Source organism: Streptomyces shenzhenensis, from assembly GCF_021462265.1.
Taxonomy (GTDB): Bacteria; Actinomycetota; Actinomycetes; order Streptomycetales; family Streptomycetaceae; genus Streptomyces; species Streptomyces shenzhenensis.
Map to the genome: position 1 here is coordinate 254,155 of NZ_JAJONF010000007.1, position 23,167 is coordinate 277,321.

General features: G+C 70.7%; 18 protein-coding genes and 2 tRNA genes. 13 read left to right on the forward strand and 7 right to left on the reverse strand.

What is annotated here, in order from left to right:
* Nucleotides 1–197: 197 nt before the first annotated feature.
* Nucleotides 198–2,783: an aminopeptidase N gene (gene pepN / locus LQ326_RS13135; RefSeq protein WP_234535934.1), complete on the reverse strand. Its 2,586-nt coding sequence runs from the start codon at nucleotides 2,781–2,783 to the stop codon at nucleotides 198–200.
* A gap of 148 nt (nucleotides 2,784–2,931) precedes the next feature.
* Between pepN and LQ326_RS13140 the strand changes: the two genes are divergently transcribed.
* On the forward strand, nucleotides 2,932–3,594 hold the full coding sequence (locus LQ326_RS13140) for a mycothiol-dependent nitroreductase Rv2466c family protein (protein WP_234535935.1): 663 nt from the start codon (nucleotides 2,932–2,934) through the stop codon (nucleotides 3,592–3,594).
* A gap of 176 nt (nucleotides 3,595–3,770) precedes the next feature.
* Here LQ326_RS13140 and LQ326_RS13145 read toward each other — a convergent pair whose 3' ends face one another.
* Together LQ326_RS13145 and LQ326_RS13150 are read right to left on the reverse strand one after the other, a co-directional pair.
* Nucleotides 3,771–4,220, reverse strand: coding sequence for a GlcG/HbpS family heme-binding protein (locus LQ326_RS13145; protein WP_234535936.1), 450 nt, complete (start codon nucleotides 4,218–4,220; stop codon nucleotides 3,771–3,773).
* Nucleotides 4,217–5,671, reverse strand: coding sequence for an APC family permease (locus LQ326_RS13150; protein ID WP_234535938.1), 1,455 nt, complete (start codon nucleotides 5,669–5,671; stop codon nucleotides 4,217–4,219). The genes LQ326_RS13145 and LQ326_RS13150 overlap by 4 nt, the downstream gene beginning before the upstream one ends.
* A gap of 451 nt (nucleotides 5,672–6,122) precedes the next feature.
* Between LQ326_RS13150 and LQ326_RS13155 the strand changes: the two genes are divergently transcribed.
* The 3 genes from LQ326_RS13155 (at nucleotide 6,123) to LQ326_RS13165 (ending at nucleotide 8,403) form a co-directional block, all read left to right on the forward strand.
* Nucleotides 6,123–6,701, forward strand: coding sequence for a biotin transporter BioY (locus tag LQ326_RS13155; protein ID WP_234535939.1), 579 nt, complete (start codon nucleotides 6,123–6,125; stop codon nucleotides 6,699–6,701).
* A gap of 235 nt (nucleotides 6,702–6,936) precedes the next feature.
* Nucleotides 6,937–7,422, forward strand: a complete 486-nt coding sequence (locus LQ326_RS13160) for a ribose-5-phosphate isomerase (RefSeq protein WP_234535940.1) — start codon at nucleotides 6,937–6,939, stop codon at nucleotides 7,420–7,422.
* A gap of 177 nt (nucleotides 7,423–7,599) precedes the next feature.
* On the forward strand, nucleotides 7,600–8,403 hold the full coding sequence (locus LQ326_RS13165) for an Fpg/Nei family DNA glycosylase (RefSeq protein ID WP_234535941.1): 804 nt from the start codon (nucleotides 7,600–7,602) through the stop codon (nucleotides 8,401–8,403).
* 13 nt (nucleotides 8,404–8,416) lie between these two features.
* Here the strand turns inward: LQ326_RS13165 and LQ326_RS13170 are convergent, their stop codons facing one another.
* Nucleotides 8,417–9,658 carry a GNAT family N-acetyltransferase gene (locus tag LQ326_RS13170; RefSeq protein WP_234535942.1) on the reverse strand — a complete coding sequence of 414 codons (1,242 nt, stop codon included), beginning with the start codon at nucleotides 9,656–9,658 and terminating at the stop codon, nucleotides 8,417–8,419.
* Between the two features lie 174 nt (nucleotides 9,659–9,832).
* Here LQ326_RS13170 and LQ326_RS13175 point away from each other — a divergent pair, with 174 nt between their 5' ends.
* Both LQ326_RS13175 and LQ326_RS13180 read left to right on the forward strand, forming a co-directional pair.
* Complete coding sequence (locus tag LQ326_RS13175; protein ID WP_234535943.1) at nucleotides 9,833–10,996, forward strand: PP2C family protein-serine/threonine phosphatase; 1,164 nt, start codon at nucleotides 9,833–9,835, stop codon at nucleotides 10,994–10,996.
* Between the two features lie 766 nt (nucleotides 10,997–11,762).
* A complete protein-coding gene (locus LQ326_RS13180; RefSeq protein WP_234535944.1) occupies nucleotides 11,763–12,218 on the forward strand; it encodes an HD domain-containing protein in 456 nt (151 codons plus the stop codon).
* Nucleotides 12,219–12,233: 15 nt separating this feature from the next.
* Here LQ326_RS13180 and LQ326_RS13185 read toward each other — a convergent pair whose 3' ends face one another.
* Nucleotides 12,234–13,370 (reverse strand): acyltransferase family protein, encoded by a 1,137-nt coding sequence (locus LQ326_RS13185; protein ID WP_234535945.1) that lies wholly within the window; start codon nucleotides 13,368–13,370, stop codon nucleotides 12,234–12,236.
* A gap of 460 nt (nucleotides 13,371–13,830) precedes the next feature.
* Here LQ326_RS13185 and LQ326_RS13190 point away from each other — a divergent pair, with 460 nt between their 5' ends.
* On the forward strand, nucleotides 13,831–14,025 hold the full coding sequence (locus LQ326_RS13190) for a hypothetical protein (protein WP_093503029.1): 195 nt from the start codon (nucleotides 13,831–13,833) through the stop codon (nucleotides 14,023–14,025).
* A gap of 111 nt (nucleotides 14,026–14,136) precedes the next feature.
* Here LQ326_RS13190 and LQ326_RS13195 read toward each other — a convergent pair.
* Nucleotides 14,137–14,207 (reverse strand) — tRNA-Gly (locus LQ326_RS13195).
* A 185-nt stretch (nucleotides 14,208–14,392) separates the two neighbouring features.
* Here LQ326_RS13195 and LQ326_RS13200 point away from each other — a divergent pair.
* The 5 genes from LQ326_RS13200 (at nucleotide 14,393) to clpX (ending at nucleotide 19,255) form a co-directional block, all read left to right on the forward strand.
* A tRNA-Pro gene (locus tag LQ326_RS13200) sits at nucleotides 14,393–14,469 on the forward strand.
* Between the two features lie 186 nt (nucleotides 14,470–14,655).
* Nucleotides 14,656–16,053: a trigger factor gene (gene tig / locus LQ326_RS13205; RefSeq protein ID WP_234535946.1), complete on the forward strand. Its 1,398-nt coding sequence runs from the start codon at nucleotides 14,656–14,658 to the stop codon at nucleotides 16,051–16,053.
* A gap of 371 nt (nucleotides 16,054–16,424) precedes the next feature.
* Entirely contained in the window at nucleotides 16,425–17,033 is a 609-nt protein-coding gene (locus LQ326_RS13210; protein WP_234535991.1) for an ATP-dependent Clp protease proteolytic subunit, read from the forward strand.
* 67 nt (nucleotides 17,034–17,100) lie between these two features.
* Nucleotides 17,101–17,766, forward strand: coding sequence for an ATP-dependent Clp protease proteolytic subunit (locus LQ326_RS13215; RefSeq protein WP_234535947.1), 666 nt, complete (start codon nucleotides 17,101–17,103; stop codon nucleotides 17,764–17,766).
* Between the two features lie 202 nt (nucleotides 17,767–17,968).
* Nucleotides 17,969–19,255: an ATP-dependent Clp protease ATP-binding subunit ClpX gene (gene clpX / locus LQ326_RS13220; protein ID WP_234535950.1), complete on the forward strand. Its 1,287-nt coding sequence runs from the start codon at nucleotides 17,969–17,971 to the stop codon at nucleotides 19,253–19,255.
* 87 nt (nucleotides 19,256–19,342) lie between these two features.
* On the opposite strand, the gene LQ326_RS13225 is transcribed toward clpX, so the two are convergent.
* Nucleotides 19,343–20,311 carry a hypothetical protein gene (locus LQ326_RS13225; protein WP_234535951.1) on the reverse strand — a complete coding sequence of 323 codons (969 nt, stop codon included), beginning with the start codon at nucleotides 20,309–20,311 and terminating at the stop codon, nucleotides 19,343–19,345.
* Nucleotides 20,312–20,448: 137 nt separating this feature from the next.
* Here LQ326_RS13225 and LQ326_RS13230 point away from each other — a divergent pair, with 137 nt between their 5' ends.
* Nucleotides 20,449–23,079, forward strand: coding sequence for a valine--tRNA ligase (locus tag LQ326_RS13230; protein ID WP_234535953.1), 2,631 nt, complete (start codon nucleotides 20,449–20,451; stop codon nucleotides 23,077–23,079).
* The last annotated feature ends 88 nt before the right edge of the window (nucleotides 23,080–23,167 follow it).

Consider the following 23,167-nt stretch of genomic DNA (forward strand, 5'->3'; position numbering starts at 1 on the left):
TTCCCGGGGCCGGCCGGGTCCTTAACCGGTGTTACGTGTTCGTCGATGAATGCGGACAACACGGGACTAAAGGACGGGTGTTCGGGTGCCGAGTAGGGACGCAAAACCCCTGGTCCGGATGGGTGGGGACCAGGGGTTACGGCCATGATTGACTGAATTGCGTAACGGTCACCCGGCGAGCGACCTCTGGCCAAAGATCAGTCGGCGGAGGCCGCCCCGGCCCGCGCGTCGCACTCCTGTCCGCGCAGCGTCCGCGCCAGGTCGTCCCGGGCCTCCAGGACCAGCCGGCGCAGCGCCGGGGGCGCGTCGGCATGGGCCGTCAGCCACGCGTCCGTCGCCTCCAGGGTCTGCGGGCTGTCCTGCAGGGAGGGGTACAGACCCCGGACCACGTCCATGCCGATCTGGATCGAGCGCTCCGCCCAGATCCGGGCGATGACCTCGAAGTACTTCTGCGTGTACGGCGCCAGCAGCTCCCGCTGCGACGGCTGGGCGAAGCCCGCGATCGTCGCCTCCACCAGCGCGTTGGACAGCGCCTGCGACTCCACGACCTGCGCCCACGCCTGCGCCTTCACGGCCTGTGACGGGCGGGCGGCCAGACAGCGCACCTGGTGGCGCTTGCCCGACGCCGTGTCGTCCCGGGCCAGTTCGGCCGCGAGGACGGACTCGTCGGCGGCGCCGTGCGCGGCGAGGGGTTCGAGGAACGCCCAGCGAAGCTCCTGGTCGACGTCCAGACCATCGATCGTCGCCGTGCCCGCCAGCAACTCCTCGAGCAGCCGGAGGTCGGTGTCGGCCGCCGCCGTCGACGCGAAGAACCGCGCCCAGGCGAGCTGGTGCTCGCTGCCCGGCGCCGCCTGCCGCAGCTCCCGCAGGGCGCCCTCGGAGAGCAGCCGCCCGGCCGTCTCCCGCCACCCCGGCGCCACATAGTGCACCAGCGCCGACTCCGCCCACGCGTGGAGCATCTGGAGCACGCCGATGTCCGACTCGCGGCTCGCGAACCGCAGCACCAGGTCGACGAAGTCCCGGGCGGGCAGCAGCGCGTCCCGGGTCAGGTTCCACAGCGCCGACCAGCACAGCGCCCGGGCCAGCGGGTCGGTGAGCGAGCCGAGGTGGCCGCGCAGGGTCGCCAGCGACGTCTCGTCGAAACGGATCTTGCAGTAGGTGAGGTCGTCGTCGTTGACCAGGACCAGCTCCGGGGCCTCGGCACCGGCCAGCTCGGCGATCACCGTGCGCGGGCCGTCGACGTCCGCCTCGGCGCGCGCGTACCGCACCAGCTCGCCGTCCCGCAGCCGGTAGAGGCCGATCGCGACCCGGTGCGGGCGCAGCTCCGGGTGGGACTCGGCGGCCTCCTGCACCACGGCCAGCTCGTCGATCCGGCCCTCGGCGTCCAGCAGCACCTGCGGGGTCAGCGAGTTCACCCCCGCCGTCTGCAGCCACTTCCCGGCCCAGGCGCTCATGTCCCGGCCGCTGGTCTCCTCCAGGACCGACAGCAGATCACCGAGCCGGGTGTTGCCGTACGCGTTGCGCTTGAAGTAGCGGCGGGCGCCCTCCAGGAACGCGTCCTGGCCGACGTACGCCACCAGCTGCTTGAGGACGGAGGCGCCCTTGGCGTAGGTGATGCCGTCGAAGTTGAGCTTGGCGTCCTGGAGGTCGCGGATGTCGGCCGTGACCGGGTGCGTGGAGGGCAGCTGGTCGGCGCGGTACGCCCAGGCCTTGCGGCGGTTGGCGAAGGTGGTCCACGCGTTCTCGAAACGGGTCGCGCCGACGTTCGCGAACGTGCCCATGAAGTCCGCGAAGGACTCCTTCAGCCACAGGTCGTCCCACCACACCATGGTGACCAGGTCACCGAACCACATGTGCGCCATCTCGTGCAGGATCACGTTGGCGCGCGCCTCGTACGACGCCTGCGTCACCTTGCCCCGGAAGATGTACTCCTCCCGGAAGGTCACCAGACCCGGGTTCTCCATCGCGCCGAGGTTGTACTCGGGCACGAACGCCTGGTCGTACTTCCCGAACGGGTACGGGTAGTCGAAGTGGTCGTGGAAGAAGTCCAGGCCCTGCCTGGTGACGAGGAAGACGTCGTCGGCGTCGAAGTAGGGGGCGAGGCCCTTGCGGCACATCGCGCCGAGCGGGATCTCCAGCGTCGAGCCGTCCGGCAGGGCGCGGGAGTAGGAGTCCGTCACGTAGTGGTAGGGCCCGGCCACCACACACGTGATGTACGTCGAGATCGGCTTCGTCTCCGCGAACCGCCAGACGCCGTCGGCGAGTTCACCCGCCCCGTTGCTCCACACCGTCCACTGTTCGGGCGCCCGCACCTCGAAGCGGAACGGCGCCTTCAGGTCCGGCTGCTCGAAGTTCGCGAAGACCCGGCGGGAGTCGGCCGGCTCGTACTGCGTGTAGAGGTAGACCTCGCCGTCCTCGGGGTCGACGAAGCGGTGCAGGCCCTCGCCGGTGCGGGAGTAGGCGCACCGGGCGTCCACCACCAGCTCGTTCTCCGCGGCCAGGTCCTCCAGGGTGATCCGGGTGCCGTCGAAGACCTCGCCGGGGTCGAGGTCCTTGCCGTTCAGGGTCACGGCGGTCACGCTCGGCGCGATCAGGTCGGCGAAGCTGGCGGCTCCCGGCTCGTTGCAGCGGAAGCGGATCGTGGTCACCGAGCGGAAGGTGCGCGGCTCGTCCTGGCCCTCCCCGACCGCGGACCGTACGTCCAGCGACACGTCGTATCCGTCGACCGACAGCAGGGCGGCCCGCTCCCGGGCCTCGTCGCGGGACAGGTTCTCACCGGGCACGGGCGGCACTCCTTCTGGTCGATGCACATCGTTGTCGGTACGCCGGAACAGCACCGATCCTCCCACGCGCCCCTGACGGCGGGCACCGGGAATGGGGTGGCCGGTGCCGGTGTTGCCGCTGCAAAAGGACCGTATTCCGAGGAGAGCCATGTCCGAGACCGTGACCAGCTCCGGCAAGACCCCCGTCGACTTCTGGTTCGACCCGCTGTGCCCCTGGGCCTGGATGACCTCCCGGTGGGTCCTGGAGGTGGAGAAGGTCCGCGACATCGAGGTCCGTTGGCACATCATGAGCCTCGCCGTGCTCAACGAGCCCAAGCTGGACGAGCTGCCCGAGGAGTACCGCGAGCTGCTGGAGACCAAGGCCTGGAAGCCGATCCGGGTGGTCACCGCCGCCTGGCAGAAGCACGGCGCCGACATCCTCGGTCCGCTGTACACCGCGCTCGGCACCCGCATCCACAACAACGACGAGGGTCCGACCGTGGAGGCCATCGCGGGCGCCCTCGCCGACGTCGGCCTGCCGGCCGACCTGATCGACTACGCCGACCAGGAGGACTTCGAGTTCGACGCCCAGCTGCGGGCCTCCCACAAGGAGGGCATCGAGAAGGTCGGCCAGGACGTCGGCACCCCGGTCATCGCGGTCCCCGGCCCCGACGGCGAGCAGATCGCCTTCTTCGGCCCGGTCGTCACCCCCGCCCCCAAGGGCGAGGAGGCCGCCCGCCTGTGGGACGGCACCCTCGCGGTCGCCTCCGTCCCCGGCTTCTACGAGATCAAGCGGACGCGCACCAAGGGCCCCGACTTCAGCAACCTGTAGGCCATCGTCGTCCGAAAGCCCGCCGGGCCCGGAAGGGGAACCTGTGACTCCCCTTCCGGGCCCGGCGGCCGTCCGCGTCGGCGGGTGCGGGGGCGGAGGTCCGGCTTCTCCTCGTGGACGCCCCCCTGCGGCAGCGGTGCCTCCCTCGCCGGATCCTTGTCTCACCCCGCCTGGTCTCACCCCGCCTGCCCGGCACCGTCCTGCCACGCGGCGGACGCCTGCCAGGCCTCGACCGCCCGCTCCGCGCAGGCGACGTCGTCCGCGGGGTCCGGGGCTCCGCTGACGCCGACGGCGCCCGAGATCCGTCCGTCGGGCCCGCACAGCGGGATGCCGCCGCCGAAGATGACGTAACGGCCGTGGGCGGCGGCGTGCAGGCCGAAGAGCGGCCCGCCGGGAGCGGCTGCCCGGGCGAGTTCGTGGGTGGGGGCGCTGTTGGCGACCGCGGTGTAGGCCTTGTCGGGGGCCAGGACGGTGCCGGCGATCTCGGCACCGTCCATCCGCGCGAAGGCGACCAGGTTGCCGCCGGCGTCGACCACGGCGGCCGAGACCAGCAGGTTCCGCTCGCCCGCCGCCGCGAGCGCGGCGGCGCACAGCGCCTGGGCCGTGGCCAGATCCGGCGTGCTCACGCGTCGTCCTCCACGCCCGCCAGCACCTCGCCGGCCCGGGCCAGCAGTTCCGGACGCCGTCGGCCGAGCACCGTGGCGACCGCCGCCAGCAGCAGGATGTAGCCGAGCACCGCGTAGGGGAACCAGTTGTACGGCGCGGCCGGCACCGGCCAGACGCTGCCGTAGACCGGGATGACCATCAGCGCGATCGCCAGCACGGGCAGCACCACGTGCCGCAGCGGCTTGAACTGCTCGGGACGCTGCTTGCGGAAGAAGCGCATGCACGCGACGTTGGTCAGCCAGTAGACCGGGATGATGCCGAAGGTCAGCACCGCGCCCAGGTAGGCGTAGGTGTTGAACGGCCCCACCCAGAAGCCCATCACGACGGTGACCACCACCGCGAACGCGGACTGCGCGCACACCGCGAACGCGGGCGTCCCGAGCCGAGGGCTGACGGTGGCGAGCCGGCGGGGCAGCATGCCCTCGCGGCCCATGGCGAACAGGATGCGGACGATGCCGTTGTTGGAGTTGACGGTGACGGCGAAGATGCTGGAGATCCCGGCCAGCCCCACCAGCAGGTCCATCCACGGCGCGTAGGTGTGCCCGAGGGTGGTGAACGGGGCCGGGTCGGAGGCCAGCTTGGCCACGGCCGCGTCGGAGGTGCCGAAGCCCACGGTCTCGGCGTAGGTGCAGAACAAATAGATGACGCCGACCAGCACCACCGCGAACACCAGACCGCGCGGGACGTTGCGGCGCGGGTTGTGGGTCTCCTCGCCGAGCGTCGCCGCCGCCTCGAAGCCGACGAAGGACAGCACGCCGTAGACCATGCCGAGCGCGATCCCGCTCAGCCCCTTGGACGAGGTCGAGGGCGACAGCGGCGTCGCGGAGAGACCATGGGCGCCGCCCTTGGCCACGATGATCACGCTCAGCACGAGGATCACCGCGACCTCGCAGGAGAACATGACCAGCGCGACCTTGATCGAGCCGCCGATCCCGCGTACCGAGAGCAGCGTCATCAGCGCCGCGGCCAGCAGTGATATCACCACCCACGGCACATGGACGCCGTGCTGTCCCAGCAGGTCGTGCGTGTAGTTGCCGAAGAGCGCCAGCTCGGCCGGCACCAGGAGCGCGTACGCGACGAACATCAACCCACCGGTCACGAAGCCGGTCCGGGCGCCCACCCCCCGCGCGACGTAGGTGTAGAACGCCCCGGCGCTGGGCAGTTCGCGGGCCATCTCCATGATCCCGTTGGCGACGATCAGCGAGGCCACCATGGAGAGCACGAAGACGAACGGCGTCGCCGCGCCCGCCTGGGCGGCGACCAGTTGCGGGTTGAAGTAGACCGATACCGCCGGTCCCATCAGTGCGGCGGACATGACCACGGCGCCGCCGAGGCCGATCGCGCCGCGCTTGAGGCCGTGCGGAGGGGTCGAATGCGCGGTCGGGGCGCTGGTGGAAGGTGCTGACGACATGGGTGGATCCGCCTGTCCGCCTAAGCGACGTCTGGCAACGTCTGGGGCGCACAGACTCCCCTTCTTCCACCGCCGTGGACAGCGACCGGATGTCAACCGCACGGGGCCCCGCCTATACAGTCTGTCGCGCTCCGGCCGGACTTCACGATGTCGTCCCGGACCGGTCTCGCGCCGCGCGGCCTCAGGCGCCGCGCCCTTGATCCCCTCAGGCCGCCAGGGATCGATTGGCGGAACCCCACAGGGCTGTGCAGTGCCGTTGGCGTGAGCGAGGCATCTCTGCCTCAGTGATCGACGTCACCCCGTGCCCGGTATGACCCGCACCCTTTGTGGGGAGTCCACCAAGGGGCGCTTCCGCCCTTTGTCGACCGCTGACGTGTTCGGCTCAGACGGGCCGGGATAGCGTCACGGTGTCCCCTGCTTGCCTGTCCACCCTCACCCCGCGGAGTCCCCCATGAGCACCGCCACCGCGTCCGCCCGCCCCGGCATCGTCCTCGCCGACCTCCTGCCCACGTCCCGGGTGCGCGACGCGGCCCTCGTGGCCGGCGGCGCCGCGCTCACCGGCCTCGCCGCCCAGATCGCCGTCCCGGTGCCCGGCTCCCCGGTCCCGGTGACCGGCCAGACCTTCGCGGCCCTGCTCGTCGGCACCGCCCTCGGCGCCCGCCGCGGTCTGCTCTCCCTCGCCCTGTACGCGCTGGCCGGTCTCGCGGGCGTGCCGTGGTTCGCGAGCGGCACCTCCGGCGTCTCCGTCTCCTTCGGCTACGTCCTCGGCATGATGCTCGCCTCCGCCGTCGTCGGCGCCCTGGCCCGGCGCGGCGCCGACCGCGGAGTGCTGCGCATGGCGGGCACGATGCTCCTCGGCGAGGCGATCATCTACGCGGTCGGCGTGCCGTACCTGGCCTACGCCGCCGGTATGTCGGCGTCCACGGCGATCGCCGCCGGCCTGACCCCGTTCCTGATCGGCGACGCGGTGAAGGCGGCCCTGGCGATGGGCGCGGTGCCGGCCGCATGGAAGCTCGTCGACAAGCGCTGACCCGGCCGGCCGCGGCGGGGCCCGGGATGCCTCGGCACCCCGGGCCCCGCCGCCGTAGGCATCCCTGGCAGGCGCGGCCGCTCCCGTCGGCCACGGCGACGACGGCCCAGGTCAGCCATGCCCCTCGCACGGGTGAACGGGGTCTTCTTCCCGCGAGGTCCCGCGGTGCCACTCACTGTTTCCGGGGCCCGGCCCCGCCCCTGCCCCGCTCTCACACCCGTGTCACACTCATCCCATGCGCGTGTATCTCGGCTCCGACCATGCGGGCTTCGAACTCAAGAACCACCTCGTCGAGTGGCTGAAGGCGGCGGGCCACGACCCCGTCGACTGCGGCCCCCACATCTACGACGCCCAGGACGACTACCCGCCCTTCTGCCTCCGCGCGGCCGAGCGGACGGCGGCCGACCCCGAGGCCCTCGGCATCGTGATCGGCGGCTCCGGCAACGGTGAGCAGATCGCCGCGAACAAGGTGAAGGGCGTGCGGGCGGCGCTCGCCTGGAGCGAGGAGACCGCGTCGCTCGGCCGGCAGCACAACAACGCGAACGTCGTGGCGGTGGGCGCGCGCATGCACACCCGGGAAGAGGCGACCAAGTTCGTCGAGACCTTCGTCAAGACGCCCTTCTCCCAGGACGAGCGCCACATCCGCCGCATCGACATGCTGACGGCCTACGAGACGACGGGCGACCTCCCGCCGGTCCCGGGCCACCACCCGCAGCCGTAGGCTCTCCGCCCACCCACCTGCCCGACTCGGTCGCCCGAGAGGCGAGGCGGGGGGCTGCCGGCGAGCCGCAAACCGGATCCAGCCCCGCGCCCCTCCGGGGCGCTGCGGCCGGGCCCGTTCTACGTTCGCCTTTCCACCGACCGAGCCGGGTGGGTGGGCGGGAAAGGAATCGCCGACGTGCCGGAAGGGCACACGATCCACCGGCTCGCGCTGGACTACCGCCGGCTCACCGGACCCGTGAGGGTCACCAGCCCGCAGGGCAAGTTCTCCGACGCGGCGAGCCTTCTCGACGGCGCCGAACTCACCCGCACCGAAGCCCACGGCAAGCACCTCTTCCTCGGCTTCCGCGACAGCGCCTGGGTGCACGTCCACCTCGGCCTCTTCGGCAAGGTCACCTTCGGCGACGCCCCCGCGCCCCCGGCCACCGACACCGTCCGCCTGCGCCTGGCCGGCCCCACCGCCTACGTCGACCTGCGCGGCCCCACCACCTGCGCCCTGATCACCGACGACGAGAAGAACGCCGTACACGCCCGCCTCGGCCCCGATCCGCTCCGTGACGACGCCGACCCGGACGCGGCGTACCGCAGGATCTCCCGCAGCCGTACGACGATCGCCGCCCTCCTGATGGACCAGAAGGTCATCGCAGGCGTCGGGAACGTCTACCGCGCCGAGGTGCTGTTCCGGCACGGGATCGACCCGTACCGCGCGGGCAGGGACCTCACCCCCGCCGAATGGGACGCCGTCTGGGCCGACCTCGTCGCGCTGATGCGCGAGGGCGTCCGCAACAACCGCATCGACACCGTCCGGCCCGAGCACACCCCGGAGGCGATGGGCCGCCCGCCGCGCGTGGACGACCACGGCGGCGAGGTGTACGTCTACCGCCGGGCCACCCTGCCCTGCCACCTCTGCGGCACCGAGATCCGCACCGCCGCCCTCGCCGCCCGCAACCTCTTCTGGTGCCCCGGCTGCCAGCGGCGCTGACCGCGGGGGAAGGTCAGAAGCCGTGCGGCAGCCAGGGCACGACCGGGGAGCCGAACGCCACCGACGCCTCCGCCAGCGCCCCGGGCCGCAGTTCGCCCACCCGGCCGGCCCGCGCCAGCGACAGCAGGGACACGCCACCGAGGTACGCCGCCGCCAACTCCCGTACCGACAGCGTGAGCTCGGCCGGGTCCGTCGTACGCTCGCAGGACGCCCCCTTGGCGTCCCCGGTCAGCCGCCAACGCCCCGCGTTCCACGGGCAGAAGGCGTCCGCCACCTCCAGCACCACGTCCACCGGCGTCTGATAGGTGCGCGCCGCGAGCGCCGCACCGACGTCGACGAGACGGACGTACCCCATGTCACGCACCCGCGTCAGGCAGCGCCGGATGTCGGAGACCTGGTACTGCCAGGCGTCGTCGACCGGCCGCCCCCGCACCGTCAGCTTCGACATCAGGTCGATGCCGAACAGGAACCGCCACAGCGCCGCGTCGCTCGCCGGATCGAGCGCGGCGAGGTCCTCCAGCGACACCGTGCCGTCGTGCCCGCTCGGCGACCAGCCCAGCCTGGTACGGAACCGGGCGTACCCGGTGACCTCCCCGTCCCGCTCCACGACCACGCACTGCAGCGCCGACGCCCCGTCCCGCCCGATCTCCGGGTCGAACACCCCGACCCGTTCCCAGCCCGCCTGCCGGGCCAGCATCCCGGGCCGCAGCGGCACCAGCCGCGCGTAGACCGCCTCGCACGCGCCGAGCACGTCGGCCGGGGCGGCGTACCGCACCCGTACGTCACCGGTGCCGGCCGGCACGTCCAGCGTCACCCGGCTCGTGTCGATCTCGGCCTGCAGCTGGAAGGCCGCGGCGCCGTACCCGAAGCGGCCGTAGATGGCCGGCTCGGAGGCGGTCAGCGCGGTCAGCGGCTCGCCCCACTCCCGGATGTCGTCCAGCTGGCGGCGCATCATCGACGTCAGCACCCCGCGCCGCCGGTGCGTCGCGGCCACGCTCACCATGGAGATCCCCGCGGTGGGCAGCACGGCACCGCCAGGCACCGTCATCCGGAACCGGAACGCCCCCGCCGTCCCGACCAGTTCGGAGCCGTCCCAGACGGCCAGCGAACGCTCGGGCTCCGTGAGGGACCGGTCCAGATCGCGCTCCTCGGGCGGCGTCGGACCCGCGCCGAAGGCCCGCACCAGGTGCTCCCACCACCCGTCGAACTCCTCGGCACGCAGCACCTTCAACTCGGTCGCAGGTTCGATCGCCATGAGCCATGCCTACCAAGCCTGTTGCAGACGAGCCAGCGAATTTCTCCCGGACGGCGACGCGGGGGCTTCCGGTGAAGTTCACTGTGAAGTCGCACCCGAAGGCGAGCCTCGGACGGGGGACAAGTGGGACCTCCCGTGCCAAGCGGCTGGTCCGATGGATAGGGTCCCGAACTAATGGCAGTAGACCGAGAGCGGCGCGCGAAGGCCGAGACGCTTCCGGCCCGGTGGAAAGTGCAGTGGCACCGGGCCCGCGTCGGCGTGCGCAGAAGCGCCGTGGACTACTTCCGGGGCGACGGCTCCGACTGGATCGCCCTGATCGGGCTGTTCCTGACCGTCCCGGTCCTCGCGGCCATGAGCCTCGCCAACCCGGTCTGGTTCTCCCCGGCCGCGCTGGTCCTGCCGATCGTCGCGGGCGGCCTGCTGCTGCGCCCGGCGAGCCTGCTCGGCCTGTACGCGGCGGCGGCCACCGCGCTGATCGTGGAGTCGGTACGGCTCGGCCCCTACACCGAGGGCCCCTCCCGGGTCACCCCGGGCGTGGTCCTGGTCGTGGCCGCCTGCGGTTTCTTCGGTCTGCTCACCGCCCAGTTCCGCAGCCGGGTCGGCGTCCCCTGGCGGCGCGGCGGCACCATGCTCTTCGACCTGCGCGAACGCATCCGGGTGCAGAGCAAGCTGCCGAAGCTGCCGCCGGGCTGGCACCGCGAGATGGCCCTGCGGCCGGCCGGCGGGCAGTCCTTCTCCGGCGACTTCGTGGTCGCGGCCCGTACGAACAACGGCCGCACGATGGAGGTCGTCCTCACGGACGTCTCCGGCAAGGGCATGGACGCGGCGTCCCGCGCCCTCCTCCTCTCCGGTGCCTTCGGCGGCCTCCTCGGCTCCCTCCCGCCGCACGCCTTCCTTCCCGCCGCCAACGGCTACCTGCTCCGCCAGGACTGGGACGAGGGCTTCGCGACCTCCATACACCTGGTCCTGGACCTGGACTCCGGCGACTACGAGCTGTACTCCGCGGGCCACCCGCCCGGTCTCCAGCTCAGCGCCGGCAGCGGCCGCTGGGAGGAGAAGGCCGCCGAGGGCCCCCTCCTCGGTGTGTACGACGGCGCCCAGTTCGACCCGGTGAAGGGCTCGCTGCGCCCCGGCGACGTCCTGATGATCTTCACGGACGGCCTGGTGGAGACGTCCGAGCGGGACATCGTGGAAGGCATAGACCGCCTGACGGGAGAGGCCGACCGCTACGTGGCCGGCGGCTTCCACGGCGCCGCCTGGCACCTGATCGAGGCGGTGGCGAAGGACGTCAACGACGACAGGGCGCTGCTGCTGATCTGCCGGGAGGCAGCGAGGTGACCACGGTCGGCGGCGCCGCCGCTGCGGCCGGGGGGGCGTCCCCACGGCGCCCCTCGGACCCGGTGACACCCCCACCAGGTCATCCGTTCGACAGGGGAAAACAGTCACGCCGGGCCCGGAGGCCGGCGGCCCTCTTGCCGGACCGCGGAAAACATGACGGGGAGCCGGCGGACCGTTGACGGCTGCGGGCTGCGGGCTGCGGGCTGCGGGCTGCGGGTTGCGGCTGCGGGCTGGTCGCGGTGCGGGGTGCGGCTGCGGGCTGGGGGCTGGTCGCGACGCGCTGGCCGCCGGAGAGCTGGGCGGGGCGGCGGCCGCCGTAGCCGTCGAGGATGACCTCCGCGAGGGCCTTGCGGGCGCAGCTGGGGCCGTCGGCGGCTGCGGGCTGGGTGTGGGCTGGTCGCGGCTGCGGGCCGTTGGCGCCTGCGGGTGCGTGGGGGCTGGTCGCGCAGTTCCCCGCGCCCCTGAAGGGGCGCCCAGCGGCGGGGCTCATTCAGCGGCGGGGCTCGTCCAGCGGCGGGGCTCATTCAGCGGCGGGGCTCGTCCAGCAGTGGTGCTCGTCCAGCAGTGGTGCTCGTCCAGCAGCGGCGCTCGTTCAGCAGCGGCGCTCGTTCAGCGGCGGGGCTCATTCAGCCGCGGGCAGTCGTGCCTCCCCCAGAGCCTTAAGGGCCTGGGAGGTGCCCCCAGGGCGGCACGGGTGGGCGCGGGCGGTGCCCGGCAAGCGCCGGTGAGTGTCCCCACCCCACGTCGGCCACGAGATACTCGCACCGTGACCACCCCGACCCCCCTCACCCTCCCAGAGGTCGAGAATCTCGCCCGAGCCGCTCACGCGGCGCAGACCGACAAGGCCGGCCGCCCCTACGCCGAGCACCTCGCCGCCGTAGCCGCCGGCGTCCGCGCCCGCGGCGGCGACCCGGACCAGATCGCCGCCGCCTGGCTGCACGACGCCGTCGAGGATCACGCCCTGACCGAGGAGTGGCTGGACACGGCCGCCCTCAGCCCCCGCACGAAGGCCGTCGTCCTCGCCCTCACCAAGCACCCCGGCGAGCCCCCCGAGTCGTACGCCCGCCGCATCCTCGCGACCCCCGGCGCCCTGCTCGTCAAGGAAGCCGACCTCGCGCACAACGCCGACCCCGCCCGCCTCGCCGTCCTGGACGCGGCCACCCGCGACCGGCTGACCGAGAAGTACGCCCGGATGCGCGCCCTCCTCGGCCTGCCCGCGTGAGCGGACCGAGCGGCGTCAGGCGCGGGCCGTCGACAGGTTCTCCCGGCTCTCCCCGCTCCGCGGGCTCCGCTCCCGGGCCAGTTCCGCCGCGTCCCGCCGGAACGCCCACTCCATGCCCGGCTCCATGGCGAACCGGAACACCCGCCGCACGGGCCGGGTGCACAACAGCGTCACGCAGGCGCCCGCGAGCGCGGTGACGAGGATCTCGCCGAGCGGCCCGTGCAGCCACGCCGGATCGAACCAGCCCTCGTGGACGCCGTACTTCACCACGAAGCCGTGCAGGAGGTAGCCGTACAGCGTGCCGGCGCCCAGCGCCGTGAACCACGTCCGCCGGCCCGGTACCCAGGAGAAGAAGCCGGCCGTCAGCACCGTCGAGCAGCCGAACATGGCGAGCACCATCACCGGCCCGCACCACCACGGCGCGCCCAGCTCCTGCGCGGAGTCCCGGTGGTAGAACCACGCGGTGTTCATCCGCGGCACCGACCACCACGCGAACACCAGAGCGAGGGCGAACACCGGCACCGCGGCGATCCGCACCGGCCACCGGCGCACCAGCCGGAAGTGCTCGGGCCGCAGGCACAGGCCGAGCACGAAGTACGGCAGGAACTGCAGGACCCGCTGGAGGTCGAGGTCGTCGCCGATGGACGGGGACACGGAAGCCAGCATGGCGATGCCGAAGGCGACCGGCAGCGGACGGCGGATTGCCTTCCACAGGGGCGTGGTCAGGCGCCAGACGAACAGCGCGCACAGGAACCAGGTCAGGTACCAGGGGTCGAGCAGGCTGATGTCCTGGCCGGGGGAGCCGACGACGAAGCGCTGGAAGAGCGAGTAGGCGGTCTCGAACAGGACATAGGGGACGACGACCCCGGTGACCAGCCGCCTCAGCCGGTCCGGGCGCATGTCGAAGGTCCGGGAGAAGTAGCCGGAGACGACGATGAACGCCGGCATGTGGAAGGCGTACACGACGCAGTACGCCGCTTCCAGAACGCGGCTGCCGCCCTTCAGCGGCTCCCATGAGTGACCCATCGCGACGAGCACGATCGCCAGGTACTTGGCGTTGTCGAAGAACGCGTCGCGCCGGCCGTCCGCCGGCGGCCTGGCCGGGGGACGCGGTGTTCGGTTCTGACCGGGGTACGTGGCGGCGTCGGACATTTGCGGAACCCTAGCGTCGCCTGTGCGATTCCGTAAAACCACCGATGTGAATCCCGCTAAACGGCGACGGCGGCCTGTGAAGGACCGGGTGATTTACCGCGGCAGATGCCTGCGTCTATGCGCTTCCATGCGGCACTTACATCAGTAATGTCCCTTTTCATCCCGAATAATTGGCGCATAACGCCCGGCGATGATCGCTTCTTGTCGCGCCTGTGTCAATAATTCGAATGAGCTGCGCGCCAGTTGTGTGGACACCGAAACGATGTCTGTCAATTGCCCTGGATCCACCGGCGGGTGGGCTCTCGAATTGCAGTGCGGGCGGTTGTCGGTGTGGGGCGCGATGTCGACGTTGTGTCACGAACCGCATAGTGCGGCCGGGTTGGTGGCACGATGGATCTGACGGGGGTGCGGGGCCGTACCCCAGGGCCGGAGAGCGGACCGACCGAGGGTGTGATCAGTTGTGGCCATTTCACTGTCTGTGGTGTTGCTGTTGGCGATCATCCTTGTGGTGATGATGAGAGGGGGGAGCATCAAGGCGGGCCCCGCCATCGTCGCCGTCCTCTTCGGGTTCTTCCTCGCCTCGACCGGGATGGCCCCGTCCATCCAGCGCTTCCTCGACTCGCTGGCGCAGACCATAAACTCGATCAACTTCTGACCGCGCCGGCGAGCGCGGCGCGGCCGGCGTCCGCGCCTTGGGGCCCCGTGAACGCGCGAAAGGCCCAGGAAGAGGAGGTCCGCAACCTCTCACCTGGGCCTTCGCCATCAGAGCGGGCGACGGGAATCGAACCCGCGTAGTCAGTTTGGAAGACTGAAGCTCTACCATTGAGCTACGCCCGCACCACATGTGCCGCAGCTCGGTGACCGCGGCACAGAAGGCATCGTAGCGGGTCGTCCGCCGGGGAGGCCAACACGTTGGTCTGCACCGACGCGATCCCGACGTGATCCCGACGCGATGCGGACGCGGGTGAACAAAGCGTCCGACGCGGGCGGCCCGGGCATGTACCCTACGTGTCGCACCGGAACGGGGTGTGGCGCAGCTTGGTAGCGCGTCCGCTTTGGGAGCGGAAGGCCGTGGGTTCAAATCCCGCCACCCCGACCACCACCTGACGGCGTCCGTCTTGATCGCCTTTTGGGGCCCTGAGCCGCTGCGGTTACTATGCAAGCTGCGCGCCCGCGTGTCCCGGCCCCCAGACGGCGGCCTACGAACTCCTCCGGGCGGCGAAACTCCGCCGGGCCCCTCTGGCGCCAGCGGAACCCGAGAAGTCAGCCACAAGGAGACCGAACCGTGAAGAGCGCCGTGGAGACCCTGAACCCGACCCGGGTTCGGCTCACTGTCGAGGTGCCCTTCGAGGAGCTCAAGGACAGCCTCGACGCGGCGTACAAGAAGATCAACCAGCAGGTCACGGTGAAGGGCTTCCGCAAGGGCAAGATCCCGGCCCGCGTCATCGACCAGCGGTTCGGCCGCGGTGCGGTCCTGGAAGAGGCCGTCAACGACGCGCTGCCGAAGTTCTACACCGAGGCCGTCAACGAGGCCGAGCTGAACCCTCTGGGCCAGCCCGAGGTCGACATCACCGAGCTGAAGGACGGCGAGACGCTGAACTTCACCGCCGAGGTCGACGTCCGCCCGACCCTGGAGATCCCGGACTACTCCGGCATCGAGGTCGAGGTCGACGCGGTCGAGGTCAGCGACGAGGACATCGAGAAGTCGGTCGAGCAGCTCCGCGAGCGCTTCGCCTCGACCTCCCCGGTCGAGCGCGCCGCCGAGGACGGCGACGTCGTCACCATCGACCTGGAGGCCAAGGTCGACGGCGAGGTCCTGGAGGACGGCATCGCCAGCGGTGTCTCCTACACCATCGGCTCCGGCGAGCTCCTCGACGGCATCGACGACGCCGTCAAGGGCCTGGAGGCCGGTGGCGAGGCCACCTTCACCTCCGAGCTCAAGGGCGGCTCGGCGGCCGGCCGGGAGGCCGAGGTCACCGTCAAGGTCACCCAGGTCGCCGCCCGCGAACTGCCCGAGCTGGACGACGAGTTCGCGCAGCTCGCCTCCGAGTTCGACACCCTGGACGAGCTGAAGGCCGACAGCCGCAAGCGTCTCGCCAACATGAAGACGTACGACCAGGCCACGCAGGCCCAGGAGCGCGTCCTGGAGAAGCTGCTGGAACTGGTCGAGGTGCCGGTCCCCGAGAAGCTGCTCGAGGACGAGATCAACACCCGCAAGCACAACCTGGAGCACCACCAGCTCGCCCAGATGGGCCTGGACCTCGACAAGTACCTGGAGATCCAGGGCAAGACCGCCGAGGAGTTCGAGACCGAGACCAAGGAAGCCGCGGTCAAGGGCATCAAGACCCAGTTCGTCCTCGACGAGCTGGTCAAGCAGGAGAAGCTCAACGTCAACCAGGAGGAGCTCACCGAGCACCTCATGCGGCGCGCGGCCTCCTCCGGCATGTCCCCCGACCAGTTCGCCCAGGCGGTCGTCGAGGGCGGCCAGGTCCCGCTCCTGGTCGGCGAGGTCGCCCGCGGCAAGGCCCTGGCCGTCGTGGTCGAGGCCGCCACGGTGAAGGACACCAACGGCGAGATCGTCGACCTGGACGACGAGGACGACGAGGACGAGACCGGCGCGGAGGCCCCTGAGGCCGCCGCCGAGGCCGCCGACGCCACGGACGAGGAGAAGGCCGAGGGCTGAGCTCCACGGCACCCGTAACAGCGCACAGGGGCTCCTGGGACCCGTCCCGGGGGCCCCTTTGCCATCCCTTGGGCCGCAGCGCCCCGTAGGGGCGCGGGGCTGTGCTTGATCTGCGGCTGCCGCCGCGTGGGCGCGAGCGACCGACCACGCACCCGCACGCACGCCCGCGCACCCTCACAACCACGGCGAGTGGCCGTCGGCCCACCGCCGTAGGCACTACGCCCCCGGCGAACAGCCCTGTTACCGGGATTCCCCGAAGGGACCATCGCGTTAGGGTCCATGAGTACGAGGGCAGCCAAGCCCCCGGCTACGGAAACGTGAGACGGCCCGGCGCCGTCGTAAGACGAGCAGGTGGATACGTGACGAATCTGATGCCCTCCGCCGCCGGCGAGCCTTCCATCGGTGGTGGCCTCGGCGACCAGGTATACAACCGGCTGCTCGGCGAGCGGATCATCTTCCTCGGCCAGCAGGTCGACGACGACATCGCCAACAAGATCACCGCGCAGCTGCTGCTCCTTGCGGCCGACCCCGACAAGGACATCTTCCTCTACATCAACAGCCCCGGCGGCTCGGTGACCGCCGGCATGGCGATCTACGACACCATGCAGTTCATCCCGAACGACGTGGTCACCATCGGCATGGGCATGGCGGCCTCGATGGGCCAGTTCCTGCTCACCGGCGGCACCGCCGGCAAGCGCTTCGCCCTGCCGCACACGGACATCATGATGCACCAGGGCTCCGCGGGCCTCGGCGGTACGGTCTCGGACATCAAGATCCAGGCCCAGTACCTGCTGCGCACCAAGAAGACCATGACCGAGCTGACCGCGCTCCACTCCGGCCAGCCGGTCGAGACGATCCTGCGCGACGCCGACCGCGACCGCTGGTTCACCCCCGAGGAGGCCAAGGAGTACGGTCTCATCGACGGGATCATCACGCATGCCTCCGGTGTTCCGGGAGGCGGTGGCACCGGCGCCTCCTGAGCCCGGCCACGCCACGCTCCGCCGATACCCCAGCCCCCCGAACGCCACCAGGACGGTGAACACCCCCATGACCAACTTCCCCGGCGCCGCCGACGCCCGTTACGACGGCCCCCGGCCCGACGCCCGCTATGTCATCCCGCGCTTCGTGGAGCGCACCTCCCAGGGCATCCGCGAGTACGACCCCTACGCGAAGCTCTTCGAGGAGCGGGTGATCTTCCTCGGCGTCCAGATCGACGACGCCTCCGCCAACGACGTCATGGCGCAGCTGCTGTGCCTGGAGTCGATGGACCCGGACCGGGACATCTCGATCTACATCAACAGCCCGGGCGGCGACATGACCGCCCTCACGGCGATCTACGACACGATGCAGTTCGTGAAGCCCGACATCCAGACGGTCTGCATGGGCCAGGCGGCCTCCGCCGCGGCCATCCTGCTGGCCGCCGGCACGCCCGGCAAGCGCATGGCGCTGCCGAACTCCCGCGTGCTGATCCACCAGCCGGCCGGCTCCACCGGCCGCGGTCAGCTCTCCGACCTGGAGATCATCGCCAACGAGTTCACGCGGATGCGTGAGCAGCTGGAGAACATGCTGGCCAAGCACTCCAACCGGTCGCTCGAACAGGTCCGCGAGGACATCGAGCGCGACAAGATCCTCACGGCTGAGGAAGCGCTCGAGTACGGCATCGTGGACCAGATCATCTCCACCCGGAAGATGAACAACGCTGAGGTCCGCTGACAGAGGCCGCCGGCAGAGAATGTGTTCTCTGTCGCCCTTGGCACGGTTTGGCTGCGCGTACGGCAAGGCGCACGTCAAAGTGAACCGTGCCAAGGGGGGCCCGTACGAGGGGCCCGGCAAGGTACCGTCGACATAAGGCAGCACCAGGAGCCGCTGGACTCGAAAGTGTCCAGGCGTCTCCCAGGCGAAGGGGAAGCACACCGTGGCACGCATCGGTGACGGCGGCGATCTGCTCAAGTGCTCGTTCTGCGGCAAGAGCCAGAAGCAGGTCAAGAAGCTCATCGCAGGGCCCGGTGTGTACATCTGCGACGAGTGCATCGATCTCTGCAACGAGATCATCGAGGAGGAGCTCGCCGAGACGAGCGAGGTCCGCTGGGAGGAACTCCCCAAGCCCCGCGAGATCTACGAGTTCCTCGAGGGCTACGTGGTGGGCCAGGAGCCCGCCAAGAAGGCCCTCTCGGTCGCGGTGTACAACCACTACAAGCGCGTCCAGGCAGGGGAGAACGGCGGCGCCCAAGGCCGCGACGACGCCATCGAGTTGGCGAAGTCCAACATCCTGCTGCTGGGCCCCACCGGCTCCGGCAAGACGCTCCTGGCGCAGACCCTGGCCCGCATGCTGAACGTCCCGTTCGCGATCGCCGACGCCACCGCGCTGACGGAGGCCGGCTACGTGGGCGAGGACGTGGAGAACATCCTCCTCAAGCTGATCCAGGCCGCCGACTACGACGTCAAGAAGGCCGAGACCGGGATCATCTACATCGACGAGATCGACAAGGTCGCCCGTAAGAGCGAGAACCCCTCGATCACGCGAGACGTCTCCGGCGAGGGCGTGCAGCAGGCCCTGCTGAAGATCCTGGAGGGCACCACGGCCTCCGTCCCGCCGCAGGGCGGCCGCAAGCACCCGCACCAGGAGTTCATCCAGATCGACACGACGAACGTGCTGTTCATCGTGGGCGGTGCCTTCGCCGGCCTGGAGAAGATCATCGAGTCCCGGGCGGGCGCCAAGGGCATCGGCTTCGGCGCGACCATCCGCTCCAAGCGGGAGCTGGAGGCCAAGGACCAGTTCGAGGACGTCATGCCCGAGGACCTGGTCAAGTTCGGCATGATCCCGGAGTTCATCGGTCGTCTCCCCGTCATCACGAGCGTCCACAACCTCGACCGGGAAGCCCTTCTCCAGATCCTCGTCGAGCCGCGCAACGCGCTCGTCAAGCAGTACCAGCGTCTCTTCGAACTCGACGGCGTGGAGCTGGACTTCGAGCGCGAGGCCCTGGAGGCCATCGCCGACCAGGCCATCCTGAGGCAGACCGGCGCCCGCGGGCTGCGCGCCATCATGGAGGAAGTCCTCATGTCCGTGATGTACGAGGTCCCGTCCCGCAAGGACGTGGCCCGCGTCGTCGTCACGGCCGACGTCGTCCACTCCAACGTCAACCCGACCCTGATCCCGCGCGACGCGCGCGGCCGCGGCTCGGGCGAGCAGAAGTCGGCGTAACCCCGTCAACGCCGAAGCGCCGGGCCCTCCTGGGAGGAGGGCCCGGCGCTTTCGCGTGCGTGAGCGTGCGTCCGTGTGCGCCGGCGGCTACCTGGCGACGCGCACGTCACCGCGCACATCGGCCGCGATCTTCGCCGACTCGTCCAGGGTGTACGTCCTCACCCCCGCCGTCGGTTCCACGATGCCGATGGTGCTGTAGTCCGCCCAGACGCACATGTACGCCGTCTGGTCCTTGCCGGTGAGCTGGCTCTTGCCCTTCACCTGCTGGCACTTCATCACCGCGCCGTCCAGGCCGTCGGGCGAGACGGACTGCGCGTCGCCGACCAGCTTCCCGTCGTCGGAGGAACTGCTCGCCTTCATCTGCGTGAAGGTGGCGTCCAGCGCCGCCTGCGGGTCCTTCACCGCGCCGTAGAAGCCGACGAGGGTGAAGTTCTCGGCGGTCTGCGCCTTGGCCACACTCGTCGGGTCGGTGGTGTCGAGGGAGTTCAGGTCGATGGTCGAGTAGACCGCGCCGACCGAGGTGGCGTCGGTGACGCCGGCCTTGGCGAGGTCCTTCGCGTCGCTCGAACTGGCCTTCTCCTGCGAGGGGGCGCCGTACCGCTGGTACTTGCCGGACAGGACCGAGGCCGGCGCGGTCAGCTTGTGCGGCCCGTCGTCCTTCAGCGCGCCGGATCCGGTCCCGCCGAGCACGAAGTACGCCCCCACCCCGATCGCCGCCACCACGGCGACCGCCCCGATGATCAGCCCCGTCCTCTTCTTCCCGCCGCCCGGCGCCGGCGGCTGCGGAACGCCGTAGGGAGGCTGGCCGTACGGGGGCTGCTGACCGTACGGGTTCGGCTGCGGGGGAACGCCCTGCTGCGGGTAGCCGTAGCCCGGCTGCGGCGGCTGGCCGTAGGGACCCGGCTGCGGCGGGGCGGCCTGCGGAGCCTGCTGGGGGTAGCCGTAGCCGGGCTGCGGCGCCTGCGGCGGCTGACCGTACGGACCCGGCTGCGGGCCGTAGGGTCCCGGCTGCTGCGGCGGCGGCCCGCCGTACGGGCCCGGCTGGTTGTGGCTCATCTCTGGGTTCCCCTCCAGATGCTTATGTGTTCCTGACATCCTGGCCCAGCCACTGGGGAATCACGGCGCGGGGGTGCCCACCGTTACAGAACAAACGCGTTTCGGGACAGCTCCGGGACACCTCTAAACTGAGCCCCGTGACCGAGAACGCTCAGCAGCAGCCCACAGCGCCCAGCACCGAACTGCCGACCCAGTACGCGCCGGCCGATGTAGAGGGGCCGCTGTACGAGAGCTGGGTGGAGCGCGGTTACTTCGGGGCCGACGCCAAGAGCGACAAGCCCGCGTACACCATCGTCATCCCCCCGCCCAACGTCACCGGCTCGCTGCACCTGGGCCACGCCTTCCAGCACACGCTGATGGACGCGCTGACCCGGCGCAAGCGCATGCAGGGCTTCGAGTCGCTGTGGCTGCCCGGCATGGACCACGCAGGCATCGCCACCCAGAACAAGGTCGAGCAGCAGCTCGCCGAGGAGGGCAAGTCCCGTCAGGACCTCGGCCGGGAGGCGTTCGTCGAGCGCGTCTGGCAGTGGAAGGAGGAGTACGGCGGCAGGATCCTCGGCCAGATGCGCCGGCTCGGCGACGGCGTCGACTGGGACCGTGAGCGCTTCACCATGGACGAAGGCCTGTCCAAGGCCGTCCAGACCATCTTCAAGAAGCTGTACGAGGACGAGCTGATCTACCGCGCCGAGCGCATCATCAACTGGTGCCCGCGCTGTCTGACGGCCATCTCGGACATCGAGGTGGAGTACCAGGAGGACGACGGCGAGCTGGTCTCCATCAGGTACGGCGAGGGCGAGGAGACACTGGTCGTCGCCACCACGCGCGCGGAGACGATGCTCGGCGACACCGCCGTCGCCGTCCACCCCGACGACGAGCGTTACCGGCACCTCGTCGGCAAGCACATCAAGCTCCCGCTGACCGACCGCACCATCCCCGTCGTCGCGGACACGCACGTCGACCCGGAGTTCGGCACGGGTGCCGTCAAGGTCACCCCGGCCCACGACCCGAACGACTTCGCGATCGGCCAGCGGCACGGCCTGGAGTCCATCACCGTCATGGACGAGCGGGCGGTCATCACCGTCCACGGCCCGTTCGCGGGCCTGGACCGTTTCGAGGCGCGCTCCACGATCGTCGCCGCGCTGCGTTCGCAGGGCCGGATCGTCGCCGAGAAGCGGCCGTACGTCCACAGCGTCGGCCACTGCTCGCGCTGCGGCACCACCGTCGAGCCGCGGCTGTCCATGCAGTGGTGGGTCAAGGTCGGCCCGCTGGCGAAGGCCGCCGGTGACGCGGTCCGCGACGGGCGGGTCAGGATCCACCCCGAGGACATGTCGAAGCGGTACTTCGACTGGGTCGACAACATGCACGACTGGTGCATCTCGCGCCAGCTGTGGTGGGGCCACCGGATCCCCGTCTGGTACGGCCCCGAGGGCGAGGTCGTCTGCGTCGGCCCCGACGAGGAGCCGCCCGGCACCGAGGCGGAGGGCTGGAAGCAGGACACCGACGTCCTGGACACCTGGTTCTCCTCCGGCCTGTGGCCGTTCTCCACCCTCGGCTGGCCCGAACAGACCGCGGACCTGCGGAAGTTCTACCCGACCGATGTCCTGCTCACCGGCCACGACATCATCTTCTTCTGGGTCGCCCGGATGATGATGTTCGGCCTCTACGCCATGGACGGCGAGGTCCCCTTCAAGACCATCGCGCTGACCGGCCTGGTCCGCGACGAACGCGGCAAGAAGATGTCGAAGTCCTTCGGCAACGTCGTCGACCCGCTGGACTGGATGGACAAGTACGGCTCCGACGCCGTCCGTTTCACCCTGGCCCGCGGCGCCAACCCCGGCACCGACGTGCCGATCGGCGAGGACTGGGTCCAGGCGTCCCGGAACTTCGCCAACAAGATCTGGAACGCGACCCGCTTCGCGCTGATGAACGGCGCGACGGTCCAGGGCCCGCTCCCGGACGCGTCCGAGATGTCGGCGACGGACCGCTGGATCCTCTCCCGCCTGAACAAGACGGTCGCCGAAGTCGACGCGTTCTACGACGACTTCCAGTTCGCGAAGCTCTCCGACGCCCTCTACCACTTCGCGTGGGACGAGGTCTTCGACTGGTACGTCGAGCTGTCCAAGACCACGTTCCAGGCGGGCGGCCGCGGCGCCGAGGTCTCCCGGCGCGTCCTCGGCGAGGTCCTCGACGTCACCCTGAAGCTGCTGCACCCGGTCGTCCCGTTCGTCACGGACACCCTGTGGACGACGCTGACCGGCGGCGAGTCGGTCGTGATCGCCGACTGGCCGGCCGACAGCGGTTTCAGGGACGAGGCGGCGGAGCGGGAGATCGAGAGCCTGCAGTCCGTCATCACCGAGGTCCGTCGCTTCCGCGCCGACCAGGGCCTGCAGCCCGGCCAGCGGGTCCCCGCCCGGCTGACGCTGGACGGTACCGCCCTCGCCCCGCACGAGGCGGCCATCCGCCAGCTGCTGCGCCTGCAGCCCGAGGGCGACGCCTTCGCGGCGACGGCCACCCTCCCGGTCGCCGGTGCCACGGTCGCCCTGGACCTGTCCGGCACCATCGACGTGGCGGCGGAGCGCAAGCGTCTGGCCAAGGACCTCGCCGCCGCCGAGAAGGAGAAGGCCCAGGCCACGGCCAAGCTGGGCAACGAGGCGTTCCTGGCGAAGGCCCCGGACAACGTGGTGGACAAGATCCGCACGCGGCTCGCGAAGGCCGACGAGGACATCGCGCGCATCCAGGCCCAGCTGGACCGCCTTCCGCAGGCGTAGTCGAAGCGGCGCCCTCACAGGCGTACCGAGGCGTTCCCGCAGGCGCCCGGCGGCCCCTTCCCCTGGGGCTGCCGGGCGCCCGCGCGCA